Annotated in this window: 15 protein-coding genes; 6 read left to right on the top strand and 9 right to left on the bottom strand. The window is 53.0% G+C overall.

Annotated elements, in window-relative coordinates:
- Positions 1-76: 76 nt before the first annotated feature.
- Positions 77-853, bottom strand: coding sequence for an ABC transporter substrate-binding protein (locus tag VH187_RS15205; protein WP_329702280.1), 777 nt, complete (start codon positions 851-853; stop codon positions 77-79).
- 12 nt (positions 854-865) lie between these two features.
- Positions 866-2,035, bottom strand: coding sequence for a pyridoxal phosphate-dependent aminotransferase (locus tag VH187_RS15200; protein WP_329702279.1), 1,170 nt, complete (start codon positions 2,033-2,035; stop codon positions 866-868).
- 148 nt (positions 2,036-2,183) lie between these two features.
- On the opposite strand from VH187_RS15200, the gene VH187_RS15195 reads away from it, so the two are divergent.
- Both VH187_RS15195 and VH187_RS15190 read left to right on the top strand, forming a co-directional pair.
- Positions 2,184-3,794, top strand: coding sequence for an FAD-NAD(P)-binding protein (locus tag VH187_RS15195; protein WP_329702278.1), 1,611 nt, complete (start codon positions 2,184-2,186; stop codon positions 3,792-3,794).
- Positions 3,795-3,840: 46 nt separating this feature from the next.
- Positions 3,841-4,734 carry a LysR family transcriptional regulator gene (locus VH187_RS15190; RefSeq protein ID WP_329702277.1) on the top strand — a complete coding sequence of 298 codons (894 nt, stop codon included), beginning with the start codon at positions 3,841-3,843 and terminating at the stop codon, positions 4,732-4,734.
- A gap of 5 nt (positions 4,735-4,739) precedes the next feature.
- Here VH187_RS15190 and hglS read toward each other — a convergent pair whose 3' ends face one another.
- Complete coding sequence (gene hglS, locus VH187_RS15185) at positions 4,740-6,080, bottom strand: 2-oxoadipate dioxygenase/decarboxylase HglS (RefSeq protein WP_329702276.1); 1,341 nt, start codon at positions 6,078-6,080, stop codon at positions 4,740-4,742.
- Between the two features lie 249 nt (positions 6,081-6,329).
- Here hglS and pcaH point away from each other — a divergent pair, with 249 nt between their 5' ends.
- The 3 genes from pcaH to VH187_RS15170 all read left to right on the top strand — a co-directional run bounded on the left by pcaH (position 6,330) and on the right by VH187_RS15170 (position 8,780).
- Positions 6,330-7,070, top strand: a complete 741-nt coding sequence (gene pcaH / locus VH187_RS15180) for a protocatechuate 3,4-dioxygenase subunit beta (RefSeq protein WP_329702275.1) — start codon at positions 6,330-6,332, stop codon at positions 7,068-7,070.
- Positions 7,067-7,687 (top strand): protocatechuate 3,4-dioxygenase subunit alpha, encoded by a 621-nt coding sequence (gene pcaG / locus VH187_RS15175; RefSeq protein WP_329702274.1) that lies wholly within the window; start codon positions 7,067-7,069, stop codon positions 7,685-7,687. Before pcaH ends, pcaG begins: the two co-directional genes overlap by 4 nt.
- Before the next feature lie 166 nt (positions 7,688-7,853).
- Positions 7,854-8,780: a LysR substrate-binding domain-containing protein gene (locus VH187_RS15170; protein ID WP_329702273.1), complete on the top strand. Its 927-nt coding sequence runs from the start codon at positions 7,854-7,856 to the stop codon at positions 8,778-8,780.
- Positions 8,781-8,816: 36 nt separating this feature from the next.
- Here the strand turns inward: VH187_RS15170 and cybB are convergent, their stop codons facing one another.
- Entirely contained in the window at positions 8,817-9,344 is a 528-nt protein-coding gene (cybB, locus tag VH187_RS15165) for a cytochrome b561 (protein ID WP_329702272.1), read from the bottom strand.
- Positions 9,345-9,534: 190 nt separating this feature from the next.
- Here cybB and gap point away from each other — a divergent pair, with 190 nt between their 5' ends.
- Positions 9,535-10,536, top strand: a complete 1,002-nt coding sequence (gap, locus tag VH187_RS15160) for a type I glyceraldehyde-3-phosphate dehydrogenase (protein WP_329702271.1) — start codon at positions 9,535-9,537, stop codon at positions 10,534-10,536.
- A gap of 125 nt (positions 10,537-10,661) precedes the next feature.
- Here the strand turns inward: gap and VH187_RS15155 are convergent, their stop codons facing one another.
- The 5 genes from VH187_RS15155 to hrpA form a co-directional block, all read right to left on the bottom strand.
- Positions 10,662-11,816, bottom strand: coding sequence for an acyltransferase family protein (locus VH187_RS15155; protein WP_329702270.1), 1,155 nt, complete (start codon positions 11,814-11,816; stop codon positions 10,662-10,664).
- A gap of 101 nt (positions 11,817-11,917) precedes the next feature.
- Positions 11,918-12,334 carry a GFA family protein gene (locus VH187_RS15150; RefSeq protein WP_329702269.1) on the bottom strand — a complete coding sequence of 139 codons (417 nt, stop codon included), beginning with the start codon at positions 12,332-12,334 and terminating at the stop codon, positions 11,918-11,920.
- A 99-nt stretch (positions 12,335-12,433) separates the two neighbouring features.
- The gene (aldA, locus tag VH187_RS15145) at positions 12,434-13,873 is read right to left on the bottom strand and encodes an aldehyde dehydrogenase (protein WP_329702268.1); all 1,440 of its coding nucleotides are present in this window, start codon (positions 13,871-13,873) and stop codon (positions 12,434-12,436) included.
- Between the two features lie 212 nt (positions 13,874-14,085).
- Positions 14,086-14,886 carry a YdcF family protein gene (locus tag VH187_RS15140; protein ID WP_329702478.1) on the bottom strand — a complete coding sequence of 267 codons (801 nt, stop codon included), beginning with the start codon at positions 14,884-14,886 and terminating at the stop codon, positions 14,086-14,088.
- Between the two features lie 150 nt (positions 14,887-15,036).
- The gene (gene hrpA, locus VH187_RS15135; RefSeq protein WP_329702267.1) at positions 15,037-18,939 is read right to left on the bottom strand and encodes an ATP-dependent RNA helicase HrpA; all 3,903 of its coding nucleotides are present in this window, start codon (positions 18,937-18,939) and stop codon (positions 15,037-15,039) included.
- Positions 18,940-19,079 lie beyond the last annotated feature (140 nt).

Below are 19,079 nucleotides of genomic sequence, written 5' to 3'. Positions count from 1 at the left end.
TCCCCAGGAGCTTACTTAAGTAAGTGACTGGGGTGTGGGAACGCAGCCAACGCACCTGCAACTTGAAGAATGAAGGCTATTTTACGCTGACATCGATACCAGGAAAGTATTTCGCCGCAAGCTTGGTGATCGTGCCATCGGCGCGAACTTTGTCGATGGCGGCGTCGAGTTGTTTTTTGTGCTCTGCATCGCCCTGGCGTAAACCAAAGCCAATGCCGCTGCCCAGAATGGTGTCATCCGCGACAGGTTTGCCGATGAAACCGAAGCCTTTGCCCTGCGGTTTGCTAAGGAATCCGGCCTGTCCGGCGGCAGACATCACAAGGCTTGCGTCAATACGTCCGTTCAGCAAATCGGCCCACGCCAAATTCTGATCTTTATAGGACACCACGGTGACACCGTGTTTTTCCCAATGTTCTTTGGCATAGGTTTCCTGAATTGAACCCTGTAACACGCCAATGGTTTTGCCCTTTAACCCTTCCGGCGTGGTCTGCATTCCGCTGCTTTCTTTACCCACTAACTGCGAAGGGATGCGGTAAATCGGTTGGGTGAAATCGATACTTTTACGCCGTTGTTCAGTGATATTCATCGCCGAGTTGATGGCATCGAATTTCTTCGCCACCAGGCCCGGGATCAGCGAATCAAACGAGCTTTCTATCCAACTGCATTTCAGCGCTGCCGCTTTACAGATGGCGTTGCCTAAATCGATATCAAACCCTTCGAGTTCGCCTGCGGAGTTACGGCTTTCAAACGGCGGATACTCCGCTTCCACGCCGAAACGCAGCTCGCCTGCGGCAAAGGAAGAGACCGAGCAGAACAGGCCCATGCCCACAATCAGTGCTTTCACTTTCTTCATCGCCAACGCCCCTTAACGTGGTTTTACCTGACACAGGGCCGCAGCACCTGCTCGTAATGTGGCCTCATCTTTCGCAAAAGAGAGGCGGATCAGTTTGTTATCGGTGCCATCGGTGTAGAACGCCGACAGCGGGATCGTCGCCACGCCGTGGTCGACAATTAAACGCTTCACCATTTCGCTGTCGCTTTCATCGCTGAAATGGCTGTAATCCGCCAGCAGGAAGAAAGAACCCTGACTCGGTAGCAGACGGAACGGTGATTCGGCCAGCAATGACTGCAAAAGGTCACGCTTGCGCTGATAAAACGCCGCCAGCGACAGCCAGGTTTGCGGGTCATTCATGTGTTCCGCAAAGGCGTACTGCATCGGTGTATCGGCAGAGAACATCAGAAATTGATGCACTTTGCAGATTTCGTCCATCAGTTCCGCCGGGGCCACACAGTAACCCACGCGCCAGCCGGTGACATGATAGGTTTTGCCGAATGAGGAGATGATCACACTGCGCTCTGCCAGTTGCGGATGCGTCGCCATACCGTGATGTGGCTGACCGTCGAATACCACATGTTCGTACACTTCATCGGACAAAATCACGATATCGGTGTTGCGGGTCAGCGCGGCCAACTGATTTAAATCGTCGCCGTCGAACACTTTGCCGCTCGGGTTATGCGGCGTATTGATGATGATCATCCGCGTGCGTGGCGTGATGGCTGCGCGCACTTCATCCCAATTGACGGTGAAATCAGGCACCGTCAGCTTGATAGCGACCGGCGTTGCGCCCTGCAAACGCACAATCGGCGCGTAGCTGTCGAACGACGGCTCAAAATAGATAACTTCATCGCCGGGATGGACCAGACCACCGATGGCTGAATAGAGGCCCTGACTGGCGCTGGCGGTGACCAGCACTTCGCTGTCAACGTCGTAGCGCGTGCCATACAGAGTGGCAATCTTTTCTGCGATGCGCGTTTTCAGCGAATGCAGCCCGGTCATCGGCGCATACTGATTATGCCCCTCTTCCATCGCGCGCGTTACGCCCTGCACTAAACGAGCGTCACAAGCAAAATTCGGTGCGCCCTGGGAAAGGTTAATCGCGTTATGTTGAGAAGAAAGCTGACCAATCACGGTAAAAATGGTCGTGCCCACGTCGGGCAGTTTTGTGCGGGTTTTCACCGAAGAACGCAGAGTCATCGCCAATCCTTTCTCAGTAAATATGCATAACTATTCAATAGAAAGCCTCGGGAGCCGACAATCGAATTGTTGTCATGATAGCCATGAGGAAATTGCATAGCTCTAATCCTGGTCTAGACTTGGAACAAAGGATGACAGGAACAGATGAATGAAAAAGATAGCCATTATTGGCACTGGCCCAACCGGTATTTATACCTTTTATTCGCTGGTGAAAAACAAAACGCCGATGGCGATTTCGTTATATGAACGCGCGGAAGAAGCGGGTGTCGGCATGCCTTATACCGATGAGGATAACTCACGCATGATGCTGGCAAACATCGCCAGCATTGAAATTCCCCCGCTGTTTTCCACTTATCTCGACTGGCTGAAAAGCCAGCCAAAAGCGCATCTGGCGCGTTACGGCGTGGAGCCAACGACGCTTCATGAACGCCAGTTTTTGCCGCGTATTTTGCTTGGTGAATATTATCGCGCGCAGTTTCTGCAACTGGTTGAACAGGCGAAACAGCGTGGTTTCCAGATAGCCATTCAAGAATCCTGCGACATCACGGATATCAAGGCTTCACCAGAGGGCGTCACGCTGTGGGCCGAAGGCGAGCCGGTCAGCGACATCTACGATCTGGCGGTGATCGCCACAGGCCACGTCTGGCCGGAAGAAGAGGAAGCGACACGCTCATTTTTCCCGAGTCCGTGGTCGGGTTTGATTGAAGCCCATATTACGGCAGGCAACGTTGGCATTATGGGCATCTCGCTCAGCGCCATTGATGCGGCGATGGCTGTGGTGGTGCAGCATGGTACGTTCATTGAATCCGATGCTGATTCGATGGCGTTCAAACTCAATGACGAAAGTCAGTCACTGAAAATTGCCCTGCTGTCGCGTTCCGGAATTTTGCCGGAAGCGGATTTTTACTGCCCTATTCCCTATGAACCCTTGCTGATCGTGACAGAGCTTGCCATTGAGAGAGAAATTGCCGCCGGGAGCGATGGTTTACTGGACCGCGTATTTGAACTTGTGCTTCAGGAACTTGAACGTGCCGACCCGCAATGGAGCGAGAAAATTTCACTGCAATCGTTGAATGCCGATACGTTCTCCGACGCCTGGTTTGCCGACAGGAAAAACCATAATCCCTTTCACTGGGCCGTCGCGAACCTTCGGGAAGTCGAACGCAACAAACGCGAAAAACATACCGTGTACTGGCGCTACACCATTTTGCGCCTACACGAAGCGGTAGAAGATATCGTGCCGCACCTTACGGAGCGGGACCGGGAGCGTTTCAAAAATGGACTGGCTCGTGTGTTTATCGATAACTACACCGCCATTCCGTCAGAGTCGATTCGGCGTTTGCTGGCTTTACGTGAGGCTGGGATACTCAGCATCCATGCGCTGGGAACGGACTATAAGATGGAGGTTGAAACCGACAGGACGCTGATTTTCAGCCAAAACGGTGATTTCGAGTTCGATACTTTTATCGACGCTCGTGGGCAGCAGGCGCTCAAAATCCGTGATTTGCCCTTCCCGACATTACGTCAGCAACTGGAAACTACCGGTGAAGATTTCCCGGATGTTGCCCAGGATTACACGCTACTTGAACCTGAGTCGGTGCGCGGACGAATTGCCTTCGCCGCATTGCCCTATTTGATGCATGACCAGCCGTTTGTGCAGGGCATTACCGTGTGTGCCGAAATAGGTGAAAATATCGCCAAATCGGCCTCGAAAGCCGCCACGCAGAGTCGCAGGCGATTGCCGTTTATTGAGCTGTGACGCTGTGTCATACTCGCCATGACCAAATTGCATAGCTGGAGTCAGCATGTCCCGTCGTCAGTTGCCGTTGAATGCCATCGAAACTTTTCTGGTGACCGCCCGTCATCTGAACCTGACGCACGCCGCCAGAGAGTTGTGTCTGACTCAGGGCGCGGTGAGTCGCAAGATTGCGACACTTGAGGCATGGTTTGGTTTTCCCCTGTTCGAACGACTGGCTCGCGGCCTGCGTTTGTCGCCTCAGGGCAGCGCGCTGTATCCGGAGTTAATGACGTCTTTCAATCAGATGATGATGGTCGCAGAACAGGCGCGTCAGCAGCAAACTGTGGTTCGTCTTAAAGCGCCGACCTGCGCGATGCGCTGGCTGGTGCCGCGTCTGGTGGAGATTGAGCAACGTTTCCCGGAGATGCAGATTGCGCTCACCACCACCACCGAACATTCGGTTAATTTCAAAACCGAACCGTTTGACGCGGCGATTGTGTTCGGCACGCACATGAATGCCGGTGATTTGCTGTTTGAGGAGTCGTTGACGCCAGTGGTCAGTCACCGCCTGGCGGAAAATACGCTGTTTTCAGGCATGACATTTTTGCATCCCACCCGAGACAAAACCGACTGGTCGTTATGGCTGGCCAAATTGCCCAAGCCACTGCCTTCTGCGATGCAAAAAAATCAGCACTTCGACACCATGGATTTGGCGATTACCGCAGCAGTACAAGGTTTTGGCGTGGCAATCGCCGACGAAACCCTGGTGGAAGAAGATTTGCTCAGCGGCAGACTGGTACGGCCCTACGCGCTGAGCGTGAAAACCGGAGCCAGCTACCGCTTAGTGGTACGGGAAATTTCCGCAAAAGCGATTGGGCTGACGCAGTTTCGCGATGGGCTGCTTAACCCAGCGTCAGATCAAACAAGTTACGCGCACCTGTCGACTCACCTGACAACGTGACGTTGTCACAACCCGCACCGCCGTTTGCTGCGATCTTCCGCTTCCTGATACAACTGAAACTCATCCAGCACCGCGCAGCCGAGCGCCTCTTCGAATGCCGCTTTGCTGGAATTTCCGTGGCTGCGCGACTGTGTTTCGTTGCCAAGGTTCGACTGGAAAATGCCTGCCGCACTCACCGGTAAAAAGTCCTCATAGGTGATCGGTTGTGCCACCAGCCAGCCACGTTCGATCAGCGGCTGCGGGTCATCGCCGGGACGAAATGCCTGACGATGGGCTTCCCCGGCTGGCGTCAGACGATAGCGGAAATAGGCTAACTCCTGACGGCGCAGGAACATTTCGCTGTCCGGGAAGGCTTTGAACATCTCAGAGAGATGCTGCTGATGACTCATGTTGTCTTTGCCCGTCCCAGCTTCAGTCAGCAACGCATCATATAGAGCACGGCCTTTTGGCGTCAGCGCCACACCTCGTTGTTCTATTTCGCCAAAACGCGCGGTATGCGTGCCACGGTGCTCTCCGGCAAATAACACCGGTTCTTCCAGCGCTTTAAAACTGGTTTGTCGCAGCAGAATCGGCACTTCGCGGCGTGGCGGGCCTTCAATCAAAATTTTCGGCTGAATACCGTATTCCGGCATTAGCGACTGCACGCGGTCAATATCCAGCGTGCGCGGCGTCAGATGGTTGATATGGCAACCGGGGAAACAGACCACGTCAGCAATCAAGCGATGTTCATTGTGCAGCGCCAGATAAGTGTCCTGATCGACCGTGGCGTGACTGTGCCAACGGAAGGTTTCGAGGGCTTCTTTTACGAACTCTTTCGCTTCTGCCGCTGTGAACTCCCCTTGTGTTTCGAAGTGTGCAATCAGCTGGCGACAGCGCGGGGTAAAAATATCTCGCTTGGCGAGGATCTCTGCGGCTTTCTTCCGCAATTCAATGTTATCAATCAATTCCAGACGAAGCAGCGAAGTAAAGACGCGGAACGGGTTACGCGCCAGCGCCGCGTCTTCCACCGGACGAAACGCGGTTGAATGCACCGGCACGCCTGCCTGGGAGAGATCGTAATAGCTGACCGGTTGCATCCCCATGATCGCAAACATACGGCGTAGAGTTGCCAGTTCATTGGCTGAGCCTACGCGAATTGCCCCGTGGCGCTCGACATTCAGACGCGCCAGTTCGTCGGCATTCGCCAGTTGTTCATGCAAGTGCGGATTATGTTCCAGCACCGCGAGGTTTACATCGGCGACAAGTTCCAGCAACATGCCGTACTGTGGAACTTCCTGCTGGTACATCGCTGACATTGCCTGCGAAAAGTTTTCCCGAATCTCATCAGCCGTGATGGTGTTCGCCATGATGTCATGTCTCCAGTGAATATTACCTGGAGTGTACATAAGCCATTTGCCGCCGGGAGGAAGAATTTCTGAATTGTGATCGCGGATTACCTCTTCGTTGCCTCACCGTTTACACCCGTCATTGGTGCGGTTTATAACCTCTTGTTATGCAAAAAGCCTTATAAATTCACTTTAAATTAACAATATCATTACACACACTCCGAGAGGCGAACTGATAACCCTAAGATTTCCTCTGACCCGGAGCGCCCTATGACTGACAATTGGACCCCACGCGAAGTGGTGCATCGTGATTACAATAATCACCCGCCCGCCTTTGCCCCCGGCTACAAAACCAGCGTGTTACGCTCGCCGCGTAATGCCCTCATCTCGCTGCAAAATTCTTTGTCGGAAATCACCGGCCCTGTTTTCAGCAGCGACGATCTGGGCCCGCAGGACAACGATCTGATCCTGAATTACGCCAAAGAGGGTTTGCCGATTGGCGAGCGTATTATTGTTCACGGTTATGTGCGCGATGGCTTTGGCCGCCCGATGAAAAATACGCTGGTCGAAGTGTGGCAAGCCAATGCCGGTGGTCGTTATCGTCATAAGAAAGATCAGTATCTGGCCCCGGTCGACCCTAATTTCGGCGGCTGTGGACGCGTGCTCACCGATGAAAACGGTTATTACTTTTTCCGCACCATCAAGCCCGGCCCGTATCCGTGGCGCAATCAGGCCAGCGACTGGCGCCCATCGCACATTCACTTTTCGCTTTCTGGCGAGGCGTTCGCCCAACGGCTGATTACACAGATGTATTTCGAGGGCGATCCGCTGATCAAACAGTGTCCGATCGTGAAAACGATTAACAACGATGACGCCATCCGGACGCTGATTGCCGAACTCGATATTCATGCTGCCGTGCCACTTGATTGCCTGGCCTACCGTTTTGATCTGGTGCTGCGCGGCAGTCGTGCCACGCTATTTGAAAACCGCACTCAGGGAGCCGCGCGATGAAAGACTATTTAGCCGAAACCGCCTCGCAAACCGCCGGGCCGTATGTTCATATTGGCCTCGCGCCTGACGCGGCGGGATTTCACATCTTCGAGAAAAACTTTGGCCCGGTGCTGACCAACAGCCATACCGAAGGCGAGCGCATCACGATTGAAGGTCGTGTGTTCGACGGCTCCGGCACGCCTGTGCGCGATGTTCTGCTGGAAATCTGGCAGGCCAACGCCGCCGGACGCTATAACCACCCTGCCGACCAGCAAAGTGAGAAAAACCTCGATGCAGATTTTCGCGGCTGGGGGCGGAGCTGTTCAGATTTTGACTCCGGCGTCTGGCGTTTTGACACCATCAAACCCGGTGCAGTCGTGGGCCGTGACGGTCGTGTAATGGCCCCGCACGTGAATCTGTGGATTGTTGCCAGGGGAATTAACATTGGCTTGAATACCCGGATGTATTTCTCCGATGAGCAAGACGCTAATCAGCGCGACCCGGTGCTGAATCTGATTGAGTGGGAAGTGCGTCGCAAAACGTTAATCGGCCAGCGCGAGCAGCGTGGCGATAACATCGTTTACCGTTTTGACATTCATCTTCAAGGCGAAGCTGAAACGGTTTTCTTCGATCTTTAACGCGCGAATAAGTCCGGCGGCCCCTCGCCATCGGGCTTCTTTTCCCTTCATTCCATAACCCCCTGTCACGCAAAATACTCATATGTTAATGATATTTTGCTAGCAAGTTATCAAATCTCAACAACTTGTCTTGATACCCGCATCGCTCTCTCATTAACATCCCGTTATGGAAAAAAACGGTCTCTTCAGTCAGCGCATTCGCTTGCGCCATTTGCACACCTTCGTCGCCGTCGCTCAACAGGGAACACTGGGGCGTGCGGCAGAAACGCTTAACCTCAGTCAGCCCGCGCTGTCGAAAACCCTCAATGAACTGGAACAGCTTACCGGCACACGCCTGTTTGACCGGGGGCGTCTTGGCGCGAAGCTGACGCTGGTTGGCGAACAGTTTTTGACGCATGCGGTGAAAGTGCTCGATGCGCTCAATACTGCCGGACAAGCGCTAAGCCGTAAGGAAGGCATCAATAACGACGTGGTGCGTATCGGTGCGTTGCCGACGGCGGCGCTGGGTATTCTTCCTGCTGTGATCGGTCAGTTTCATCAACAACAAAAAGACATCACTCTTCAAGTCGCCACTATGAATAACCCTATGCTGCTGGCCGGGTTGAAACTGGGCGAGATTGATTTGGGCATTGGTCGTATGTCTGATCCAGAGCTGATGAGCGGCCTGAATTATGAGTTGCTGTTTCTGGAATCGCTCAAACTGGTGGTGCGTCCGGATCATCCTTTATTGCAGGAAACGGTCACGCTGAGCAAAGTGATGGAGTGGCCTGTCGTTGTGTCGCCGAAAGGCACAGTGCCAAGACAAAACGCCGAGGCGCTGGTTCTGAGCCAGGGCTGTAAAATCCCGGCAGGCTGCATCGAAACGCTGTCGGCGTCCTTGTCGCGCCAGCTTACGGTGGATTTTAATTACGTGTGGTTTGTGCCATCGGGCGCGGTAAAAGACGATTTACGGCGCGGCACTCTGGCAGCTCTGCCAGTGCCCACGCAAGGTGCGGGCGAACCCATTGGCATTTTGACGCGGGTGGATACGCAGTTATCGACTGGCGCACAAACTTTGTTGAGCGCCATTCGTAAATCAATGCCGGGTGGTTAAATTCATGTGCCCGGTCGGACCGGGCAATGACGCATTCTACTTCTTACGTGGCATCATCCGCAGCAGCGTGTTGTCCTTCCAGACATAATGATGGACTAACGCCGCCAGCGCGTGCAGGCCAATCACGTAGTAGCCGATATTCGCCAGCAGCACGTGATACTCCTTCAGGTTATCGGCTAGATCGAAATTCGCCTCTGCTGCGTGCGGCATGGTGATACCAAACGCGATCCACGGATTGCCACGGTTGTACATCATCGTCAGGCCAATTATCGGCAACACGATAAACAACACAAAAATCACCAGATGCCCGAGATGCGCCATGCCAGTCATCCACGGTTTTGGCTTAGGCACAATCGGCGGTGCCGGGCGTTTGAGGCGCACCAGCAAGCGCGTCACCATCAACACCAGAATCGAAATCCCACCGGAAACATGCACCATATTAAAGTACGGGCGATACTCGCGCGGAAAGAAACCACGTAATTCCATGGCGCAATACGTCATAACGACCAGCAGAAAAACCAACCAATGAATGCCAATTTGCAGGCTCGAATACTTATCTTTCATTTTTATTCCCGGAAAAAACGGTGAGATCGTTAACATAACGGCCTTGTATTAAAAATTCATTAACTTTTCTGTATAGATTTTCAAACCCTTAGCCCTTGCTGAAAATTGTTCAGTTGCCCAATCGGACCGACTGGTCTAAGCCTGGAGGAGTTTTCTCACCTTGTGATACAACCACAAAAGGAACACATCCATGAGCAAGATTGGTATTAACGGTTTTGGGCGTATCGGACGCCTGGTACTTCGCCGCCTGCTGGAAGTGAAAAGCGCGCAGGAGGTTGTGGCGATTAATGACCTCACCTCGCCGAAAGTGCTCGCCTATCTGTTAAAACACGACTCGAACTACGGTCCGTTCCCATGGAGCGTCGATCATACCGACGATTCGTTGATTGTCGACGGCAAAAAAATCGCCGTCTATGCAGAAAAAGACGCGAGCAATATTCCGTGGAAAACGGCAGGCGCAGAGTTCGTCGTGGAATGTACCGGTTTCTATACTTCCACCGACAAAGCCAAAGCACACCTTGATGCGGGGGCTAAAAAAGTGCTGATCTCGGCCCCTGCGGGCGACATGAAAACCATCGTCTTTAACGTGAACGACGACACGCTCGATGGCAACGACACCATTATTTCCGTCGCCTCCTGCACCACTAACTGTCTGGCCCCAATGGCGAAAGCGCTACATGACGCGTTTGAAATCAAACTCGGCACCATGACCACAATTCACGCATATACCGGCACTCAGGCGCTGGTCGATGGCCCACGCGGGAAAGATTTACGCGCCTCGCGTGCGGCGGCTGAAAACATTATTCCGCACACTACCGGGGCGGCAAAAGCCATTGGTCTGGTGATCCCTGCCCTGAATGGCAAGCTGAAAGGTCATGCCCAACGTGTGCCCGTGAAAACAGGATCAGTGACGGAGCTGGTGTCTATTCTCGGCAAAAAAGTGACCGCCGATGAAGTGAACGCCGCCATGAAGAAGGCCGCTGACGGTAATGAATCTTTTGGCTATACCGAGGAGGAAATTGTGTCTACGGACGTCATCGGTAGCCATTTTGGCTCAGTGTATGACGCGACACAGACCGAAGTGGCCGAAGTCGGCGATTTGCAATTGGTGAAAACCGTTTCCTGGTATGACAACGAATACGGCTTCGTCACCCAGTTAATTCGGGTACTGGATAAATTCGTTAAACTATAATGATATGGCGCGAAGGCATTCCCTTCGCGCCTTTACCACGTTGATTTTAAAGAGATAATCAAATCTAAATCTTGATGTTGTGTACCGCCAGTCCGCTGGCGGTACACGTTGTTTATCGCACGATGTTAATTTCTTTCCAACTCCCTTTCCCTGACCGTTGCGTTTTTAATAATCCGTTTCCCCAAAGCAATACCTCGCATTTCGATATAGCGATGTAGCGCCGTAGCTAATAAATAGACAACAGGGAAACAAAGACCGACGGTAATAAGATAGCGCGCGCCGCTGGAATACATCGCAAGATGCGAGTGGTGCAGGAGCAAAGCAATAATTGGCATCACCAACAACAAGTGAAGTAAATAAACCGAATAAGAAACATCGCCCAACCAGGTAAATATCCGGTTGCTCAACAAACTGCGCGGCACGCTAAACAGACGTTGCACCAAACCAGCCTGCTGATACGGCCACAGCACACCCGTCATGCCTAAAATCATTAACGCTTCGAAGAAAATCTGCGTTGAATCCATTCTGATGTTCATCAATGCACTGACAACGGGTGCCAGCAACGCCAGGACAACAAACAGCAAACGCCGCTGCCTGACGGCTTCCGCCATCAACATCCCGGCGATGAACACATGCAATTTTATCAGGATCATCGACGGCATCGGGAACGCCGTATACAGGCCCGGCAGCAGATAACGCCCCAGGATATCCAGCACCATAATAGCCACCAGCGCGCCTGCGAATCCCCAACGCAACGTCAGCAGCATGATGAACGGGAACAGCAGGTAATACTGCATCTCAAGGCCGATACTCCAGTCCGGGAGCGCGGTGTTATAAGCGTACTGCGGCAAATCACCAAACACGAAAGTCAGATGTGCCAATACGTTGAAAAAGGATAAATCACTGTAGCGCGATGTTTCCGTCGCTGTAGACGGAAACGCGTCGGCAATAATCTGACGCATATCACCGAGAAAATGCCCGGCTAACAGTGCCACAAAGAGCATCACATAATAGAGCGGCGCAATGCGGAAATACCGCCGTAGCCAGAATGTCATGATAGTCTGCCAGCTCCCCCACGGCTCTTTATCCTGACGCTCAATATAGTTTTTCGTCATCAGATAGCCGGACAGCAAAATAAAGAGATCGACGCCCAGTTTCGGCACTGCAATTATCGGGATTTTGCAGTTTACCAGCAGTGCAATATGTCCAAAGAACACCCACAGCGACGCGACGCCGCGCAGGCCCTCCAGTTCCGGGGACCAGTTTTTAGTCGTTGCCATAATCACCTCATTAAAAAAACATCATAGCAATATGAGGATGACCAGAAGTCCGAATACGCTATTCGGCAACGACTTTCAGATTAAGGCCAGACAGAGCCTGCTTACGTTTTGCTAGCCGGGGAATAGCGTAAATATCCAGCCACACCACCGCCGCCGTCGGAAGGATGATGAACGCCGTTTGATACAGTCACTTCGGCAAAATCAAACGGTGAGACGTTTTCGATGCAGGCGACATTGACGCCATACTGGTCGGGATTGGAACGCCGTTGATGAAAGGTATAAATCCCGCAGACGGAACAAAAATAGTGTGCCGCCGCGCGGGTGTTAAAGCGGTATTCCGTGAGTTTATCTTTGCCCTGTATAACATCGATACCCGTTAGTGGCGCAGAAACCACCACCGCGCCGCGCATCCGGCAAAATGAGCAATTACAACGACGGAGAGTATTGAAACCGTCCGACAGCTCGACGGTAAATTTGACCGCGCCACAGTGGCATTGGGCTTTCACTTTTTCCGACACAGGCACACCTCGTCAGTTAGGCAGAACCCTAAGTTGTAGCACACAGCGGGCGTTGACGCTTGCCTGGCCTACAGATTTCGCGTCAACGCCCCGATCCTATCAAGACTGCAAATACACCACCTGCGTTTGCAGATACTCTTCCAGTCCGTGACGTCCATCGGCACCGCCGATCCCGGATTTGCGCCAGCCGGCATGGAAGCCCTGCATCGCTTCAAAATTCTCGCGGTTGATGTAAGTTTCACCAAATTTCAACCCTTTGATGGCTTTCATCGCTTTGTTCAAATCCTGAGTGTAAACCGATGAAGTTAGGCCGTAATCACTGTCGTTAGCCATGTTTAGCGCCTCTTCCAGAGTGTCGAACGCCACCACCGGCAGCACAGGCCCAAAGGTTTCTTCATGCATGATGGTCATGTCGTGACGCACATCGAGCAACAGCGTTGGCGGATAGAAATAACCTTTACCTTCCAGTGGCTTGCCGCCGAGCGCCACTTTCGCGCCCTGCTCAACCGCCTTCGCCACTTTTTGCTCTACACGTTCCAGCGCGGCGGCGTTAATCAATGGCCCCATCGCGATATCGGTGCGCTGCGCCGGGTCGCCAAACTGCACGGCTTTCATCGCTTCGCCCAGGCGGTTAACGAACTGGTCGTATATCCCTTTCTGCACGTAAACACGTTCGGCGCAGTTGCACACCTGTCCGGTATTGATAACCCTGGACTCAACAATCGCTTTGACCGCCAACTCCAAATCGGCATCATCCAGTACGATAGCCGGGGCTTTACCTCCGAGTTCCAGACACACTTTGGTGATATTTTTCGCCGCAGCGGCCATGATTTTCTCGCCCGCACCGACGCTGCCGGTCATGCTGACCATCGCCACCTTCGGGTTGCCCGCCAGTTCCTGACCGACGGTTTCACCCCGGCCTAATACAAGGTTGAACACGCCTTTTGGCAGGCCGATGTCATGCACGATTTGCGCGAAGGCAATGGCGTTGTTTGGGGTGAATTCGCTAGGTTTAATTACGATGGTGTTGCCGGTGATAAGCGCAGGTGCCAGTTTGCGGGCGATCAGAAAGAACGGGAAATTCCACGGCAGAATTCCGGTGGTCACACCCAGCGCGCGCTTGAAGACAAAAATGTTCTCACCGGGACGGTCGCTTTGCAGAATTTCACCTTCGTAGCGACGTGCCCATTCGGACATGTAATCGAGATAGTCGGCGGTAAAGGCCACTTCCACTTCTGCCAGTTGTTGAATTTTCCCGCCTTCGGCGACAATCAGCGCGCTGATTTCTTCTGCGCGTTCACGAATGCCCGCCGCAATTTTACGCAACCAGCCCGCACGTTGAATGGCCGGAAGCGCTTCCCATTCGGGCTGCGCACATTCGGCGGCCTCAATAGCCTGCTGTGCTTCTTTGGCAGAACCGTCCGGAATGCGCGAAATCAACGCTTCGGTTGAAGGATTAACCACATCAATCCATGCGTCGCCCTGCCAGGACACAAACTTACCGTCGATATACATAGGGTGTTGTACGGGTGCTGTCATGCGCTGCTCCTGTGAATGCATCGTTTTTAACAAGTGAAATTATTGTTAAATATCGAGAATTCAGCGGCACAACCCCAACGCTATGATCAGGAATTTGTGAGACATCTCATAAAAGTGAGTCAGTGGACGCGATTCAGCCCTAACAACCTGGTAACAGCCAATGCCCGTTTGCGCTTTTTCTGTCGCAAACGGGCATTTTCAGGTGGGGAGGGTTAAAGCAGAGAACGGCTGGATAACGCTTCGCGCAGGAGCATATCTTCACGCAGGATTTGCCAGGCGTTCATGACATCAACAGGCATCTCCACATGGGCGATAAACCCTTTCCCGCGCGGACCGTAGCCGTTTTCGTCATCCATAATGCGCGGCAACTCACCCAATAAAAGCGAAAGATAGCGCTCCACTGGCCAAACGGCATCGGCTTCATCGGTGAACGTCAGGCCCGCGCCACCGTTCCTTAACACAGGCAGATAACCCGGATAACTGTGCCACTTCGGCGCACTCATATCGCCCTGCCAGACGTGTTCGAACGTTGCCATTGTGCGCCGTTGCATGGTCGGGTCTTGCACTACAATCGCGCTATGACTATGAATGCCGAGTTGCTCCATCATTTCGCGGGTAAAACGCGCATTTTCGCCGCAGTTTGTGGAACGGTCTTCCACCACGATTCGCTCATGAGGAATATTCCAGAACTGGTGCGCGATATCCGCCAGAATGGTCGCTTCAGCAAGCCCGGTGGTGCGCAACGTGTTGTAACGTGGATGACGCGCCACAGCGGCGTAAAGAAAGGTGGTCGAATGACCGATGCCGCCGCTTATCAGCAGCGTGCGGTTTTCAGCCGCCAGACGACAGGCCGCGTCAATAGTGGGGATTACTGCGTTACCCGCCAGCACAACCAGATCGGCCTCGACATTGACAGGTGGTGTGGAAAAATCGTTCTGCGCCAGCCATTCACCCACGCGGTTAGCGGCTTGCAGTGTCATATCGTTCAAATGTGGAAAGGTGGTCAGCATAATACTCCCTTCTTTCGTATGTCATACCACAGGGTAACGCCCACGGAGGAGGATGACAGGAGATCACTCCGAAATCTCATTCGACAAAAGAGTAAGGGCAGACAAAAAGCCTGCCCCTGTTTGTTGGGATAATGAGAAACAATCCGCAGCTATTTAAGCGGTTATTTGCTCCATCGCTTGCACAATACGCTTGTCAGAAATCGGATAAGGCGTACCGAGTTGCTGCGCGAAATAGCTGACGCGCAGTTCTTCGATCATCCAACGGATTTCCTGCACATCTTCATCTTCACGGCGCCCCGGCGGTAGCTTGTTGAGCCACTGCTGCCAGGCCTGCTGCACGCTTTCGACTTTGAGCATTTGTACGCGGTCGCGGTGCGGATCGACGGCTAATTTTTCCAGCCGTTTCTCAATCGCATTGAGATAACGCAGCGTATCGCCGAGGCGTTTAAACCCGTTTCCGGTGACAAACCCGCGATACACCAGCCCGCTCATCTGCGCTTTCACATCAGACAGTCCGAGCGCCATGGTCATATCCACGCGCCCTTTCAGCCGCTTGTTGATATTGAACACTGCGGTGAGGATTTGCTCGACCTGTTTAGCAACGTCTACTACGGTATCGTTGAGCTCCGCGCGCACTTTGTCGTGCAGTTTCGCAAAGTTCTCTTCTGTCCACACCGGACCGCCCGCTTCGTGGATCAGTTTGTCCACGCCGCAGGAAATGCAGTCGTCAATCAGCTCCAGCACTTTGCCATACGGGTTAAAGTACAGCCCCAGCTTGGCTTTGTTCGGCAACTTCTCGTGCAGGTATTTGATCGGCGACGGGATATTCAGCAGCAGTAATCGACGCAAGCCGCGCCACATGGCTTGTTGCTGTTCCAGCGGATTATCGAACAGCTTGATAGCCACGCTGTCACGTTCATCCACCAGCGCAGGCCAGGCCTTCACCTTATAGTTGCCGCGTTTCTGCTCGTAGCTTTCCGGTAATTGACCGAAACTCCACAGATGCAAACCGCTCTGTTCGATACCGTCGTCTGCCACTGCCGACAGCGTTTCCTGGACCTTACCTTTTAAAGCGTCTTTCAGCGCGGTGAGATCACGCCCTTCCTGAAGTTTCTTGTTTTTATCATCGAGAACACGAAACGTCATTTTCAGGTGATCGGGCACCTGATCCCAATGCCAGTCGTCGCGGTCAATGGTGACACCGCTCATGCGGCGCAATTCACGTTCTATCGCATCCAGCAACGGTAATTCGAGCGGTGTAACGCGGCCCAGCAGCGCTTCGGCATAGTTTGGCGCTGGCACAAAATTGCGGCGCACTGGTTTCGGCAGCGATTTGATAAGCGCAATAAGCAGTTCGCGACGCAGTCCTGGAATTTGCCACTCAAAACCAGCGTCATCCACCTGATTAAGCAACGGCAGCGGAATGTGCACCGTCACGCCATCCGCATCAGCACCCGGTTCAAACTGATAGCTCAGACGCAACTTGAGATTGCCCTGATGCCAGAAATTCGGGTAATCGAGTTTGCTGACGTTATCTGCCCCTTCTTTGATAAGCATGCTTTTTTCAAAGTTGAGCAAATCGGGCGTTTCACGACTGGTCTTTTTCCACCAGTTGTCGAAATGACGGCCAGAAATCACTTCGTGGCTGATGCGCTGATCGTAAAACTCGAACAGCGATTCGTCATCGACGAGGATGTCGCGACGGCGTGATTTGTGTTCGAGTTCTTCAATTTCATTGCGCAACTTGTTGTTGTCGCGGAAAAAGGCGTGCCGAGTTTGCCAGTCGCCTTCGACCATTGCGTGGCGAATAAAGAGTTCGCGACACAGCGCCGGGTCAATCTGGCTGTAATTCACCTTTCGTGCCGCCACAATCGGCAAACCGTAGACGGTCACTTTTTCGGTCGCCATCACCGCGCCCTGTGAGCGTTCCCAGTGCGGTTCGCTGTACGAGCGTTTGATTAAATGCTGTGCGACAGGCTCAACCCATTCTGGATCAATACGTGCCGCGATGCGTCCCCACAGACGGTTGGTTTCCACTAATTCGGCAACCATTGTCCATTTCGGCGGTTTTTTGAATAAGCCGGAACCCGGGAAGATAGAGAAACGAGCGTTACGCGCGCCCGTAAATTCCTGTTTATCGGTATCTTTCATGCCGATGTGCGACAGTAACCCCGTCAGAATTGCCACGTGAATTTCACGGTATTCTGCCGGTTCGCTGTTCACCGGAATGCCGAGTTCTTTCACCACCTGCCGCAGTTGTGTGTAGATATCCTGCCACTCGCGCACGCGCAGATAGTTAAGGTATTCGGTACGGCAAAGGCGACGGAAGGTGTTCGACGATAGCGCTTTTTGCTGCTCGCCGAGGTAATTCCACAAATTCACAAACGCAAGGAAATCAGACTCTTTATCGTGGAAACGACGGTGTTTTTCGTCGGAGGCTTGCTGCTTGTCCATCGGACGCTCACGCGGATCCTGAATCGACAACGCAGAGGTGATGATCATCGCTTCGCGCACGCAACCATGTTTTTGCGCTTCCAGCACCATACGCGCCAGACGTGGATCGACCGGCAGTTGCGAAAGCTGACGCCCCATAGGCGTAAGCTTATAAACCGTTTGCTGCTCGTCGGTGGTGATAGCACCGAGCTCTTCCAGCAGACGCACACCATCCTGAATATTACGTTTATCTGGCGCTTCCACGAACGGGAATGCGCCAATATCGCCCAGACCTAACGCAGTCATCTGTAAAATGACAGACGCCAGGTTAGTACGCAGGATTTCCGGATCGGTAAATTCCGGACGCGACAGGAAATCATCTTCCGAATAAAGACGAATACAGATACCTTCCGAGACACGCCCGCAACGGCCCTTACGCTGGTTCGCCGACGCCTGTGAAACCGGCTCAATCGGCAAACGCTGCACTTTGGTGCGGTAGCTGTAGCGACTGATACGCGCGGTGCCAGGGTCGATGACGTATTTGATACCCGGTACGGTCAGTGAGGTTTCCGCGACGTTGGTTGCCAGCACGATGCGTCGCCCGCTATGCGACTGGAAAACTCGGTTTTGCTCGCTGTTCGACAAACGCGCGTAGAGCGGCAGAATTTCGGTGTGGCGCAAATCGCGCTTGCTCAACGCATCTGCGGTATCGCGAATTTCGCGTTCACCGCTCATGAAAATCAGAATGTCGCCAGGACTCTCTTGCCCCAGTTCATCAACTGCATCAAAAATCGCCTGCAGTTGATCGCGCTCGGTATCGTCGGCGTCTTCCACAATAGGACGGTAACGGACATCAACCGGGAAGGTTCGCCCGGAAACTTCGATGATTGGCGCGTTATTGAAATGTTTTGAGAAACGTTCAGGATCGATAGTCGCCGAGGTGATAATAATTTTCAGATCGGGACGCTTCGGCAGCAGTTCGCGGAAGTAGCCCAGCAAAAAATCGATGTTCAGACTGCGCTCGTGCGCTTCATCAATAATGATGGTGTCGTACTGCATCAGCAGGCGGTCCTGCTGGATTTCCGCCAGCAAAATACCGTCGGTCATCAGCTTGACCATGGTGTTGTCGCTGACATGATCACTAAAACGTACTTTATAGCCGATGCAACCGCCCGGCTCCGTTTGCAGCTCTTCGGCAATACGGTTAGCCACGGTACGCGCAGCCAGGCGGCGCGGCTGAGTATGACCAATCAGCCCTTTAACACCGCGCCCCAGTTCCATGCATATTTTAGGCAACTGGGTGGTTTTTCCCGACCCGGTTTCACCCGCCACAATCACCACCTGATGGTCGCGAATGGCGTTGAAAATATCCTGTTTTTTCTGGCTGACAGGGAGATTTTCAGGATAGGTGATCTCCGGGCGCGACGCTTCGCGCAGCAGGACTTTACCCGCCGCCTGAGAAATTTCTTGCGCCATCGTTTGCATAACAGCCTGTTGTGATTCAGGATTTTTAACCTTCTTCACACCGTGGAGGCGACGGGCAAAGCGCATTTTGTCGCGCAGCATCAGCGTTTCGAGCTGTTGGTGGAGCTGCGAAAAAGTCATTTTTTGTTGTTCTGTCATAGCGTTATCGGGCATCGCACTGCCGGAAAAATGTCTCTGTTTTCATTAATGGTAGATTACCACATCGCAGCGCCCCTTTCCTTCATCAATAAATTTGAACGAAGGCTTCGATATATTGCGCTATCCCTGCGACAGGATTG

The sequence above is a fragment of the Scandinavium sp. genome (assembly GCF_036271055.1).
In the GTDB taxonomy this organism is placed as follows: Bacteria; Pseudomonadota; Gammaproteobacteria; order Enterobacterales; family Enterobacteriaceae; genus Scandinavium.
This window is presented reverse-complemented; position numbering and strand designations above follow the sequence as displayed.

Coding starts and splice junctions, on each gene's coding strand:
- VH187_RS15205 (WP_329702280.1), bottom strand. CDS start 853: ATGAAGAAAGTGAAAGCACTGATTGTGGGCATGGGCCTGTTCTGCTCG.
- VH187_RS15200 (WP_329702279.1), bottom strand. CDS start 2,035: ATGACTCTGCGTTCTTCGGTGAAAACCCGCACAAAACTGCCCGACGTG.
- VH187_RS15195 (WP_329702278.1), top strand. CDS start 2,184: ATGAAAAAGATAGCCATTATTGGCACTGGCCCAACCGGTATTTATACC.
- VH187_RS15190 (WP_329702277.1), top strand. CDS start 3,841: ATGTCCCGTCGTCAGTTGCCGTTGAATGCCATCGAAACTTTTCTGGTG.
- hglS (WP_329702276.1), bottom strand. CDS start 6,080: ATGGCGAACACCATCACGGCTGATGAGATTCGGGAAAACTTTTCGCAG.
- pcaH (WP_329702275.1), top strand. CDS start 6,330: ATGACTGACAATTGGACCCCACGCGAAGTGGTGCATCGTGATTACAAT.
- pcaG (WP_329702274.1), top strand. CDS start 7,067: ATGAAAGACTATTTAGCCGAAACCGCCTCGCAAACCGCCGGGCCGTAT.
- VH187_RS15170 (WP_329702273.1), top strand. CDS start 7,854: ATGGAAAAAAACGGTCTCTTCAGTCAGCGCATTCGCTTGCGCCATTTG.
- cybB (WP_329702272.1), bottom strand. CDS start 9,344: ATGAAAGATAAGTATTCGAGCCTGCAAATTGGCATTCATTGGTTGGTT.
- gap (WP_329702271.1), top strand. CDS start 9,535: ATGAGCAAGATTGGTATTAACGGTTTTGGGCGTATCGGACGCCTGGTA.
- VH187_RS15155 (WP_329702270.1), bottom strand. CDS start 11,816: ATGGCAACGACTAAAAACTGGTCCCCGGAACTGGAGGGCCTGCGCGGC.
- aldA (WP_329702268.1), bottom strand. CDS start 13,873: ATGACAGCACCCGTACAACACCCTATGTATATCGACGGTAAGTTTGTG.
- hrpA (WP_329702267.1), bottom strand. CDS start 18,939: ATGACAGAACAACAAAAAATGACTTTTTCGCAGCTCCACCAACAGCTC.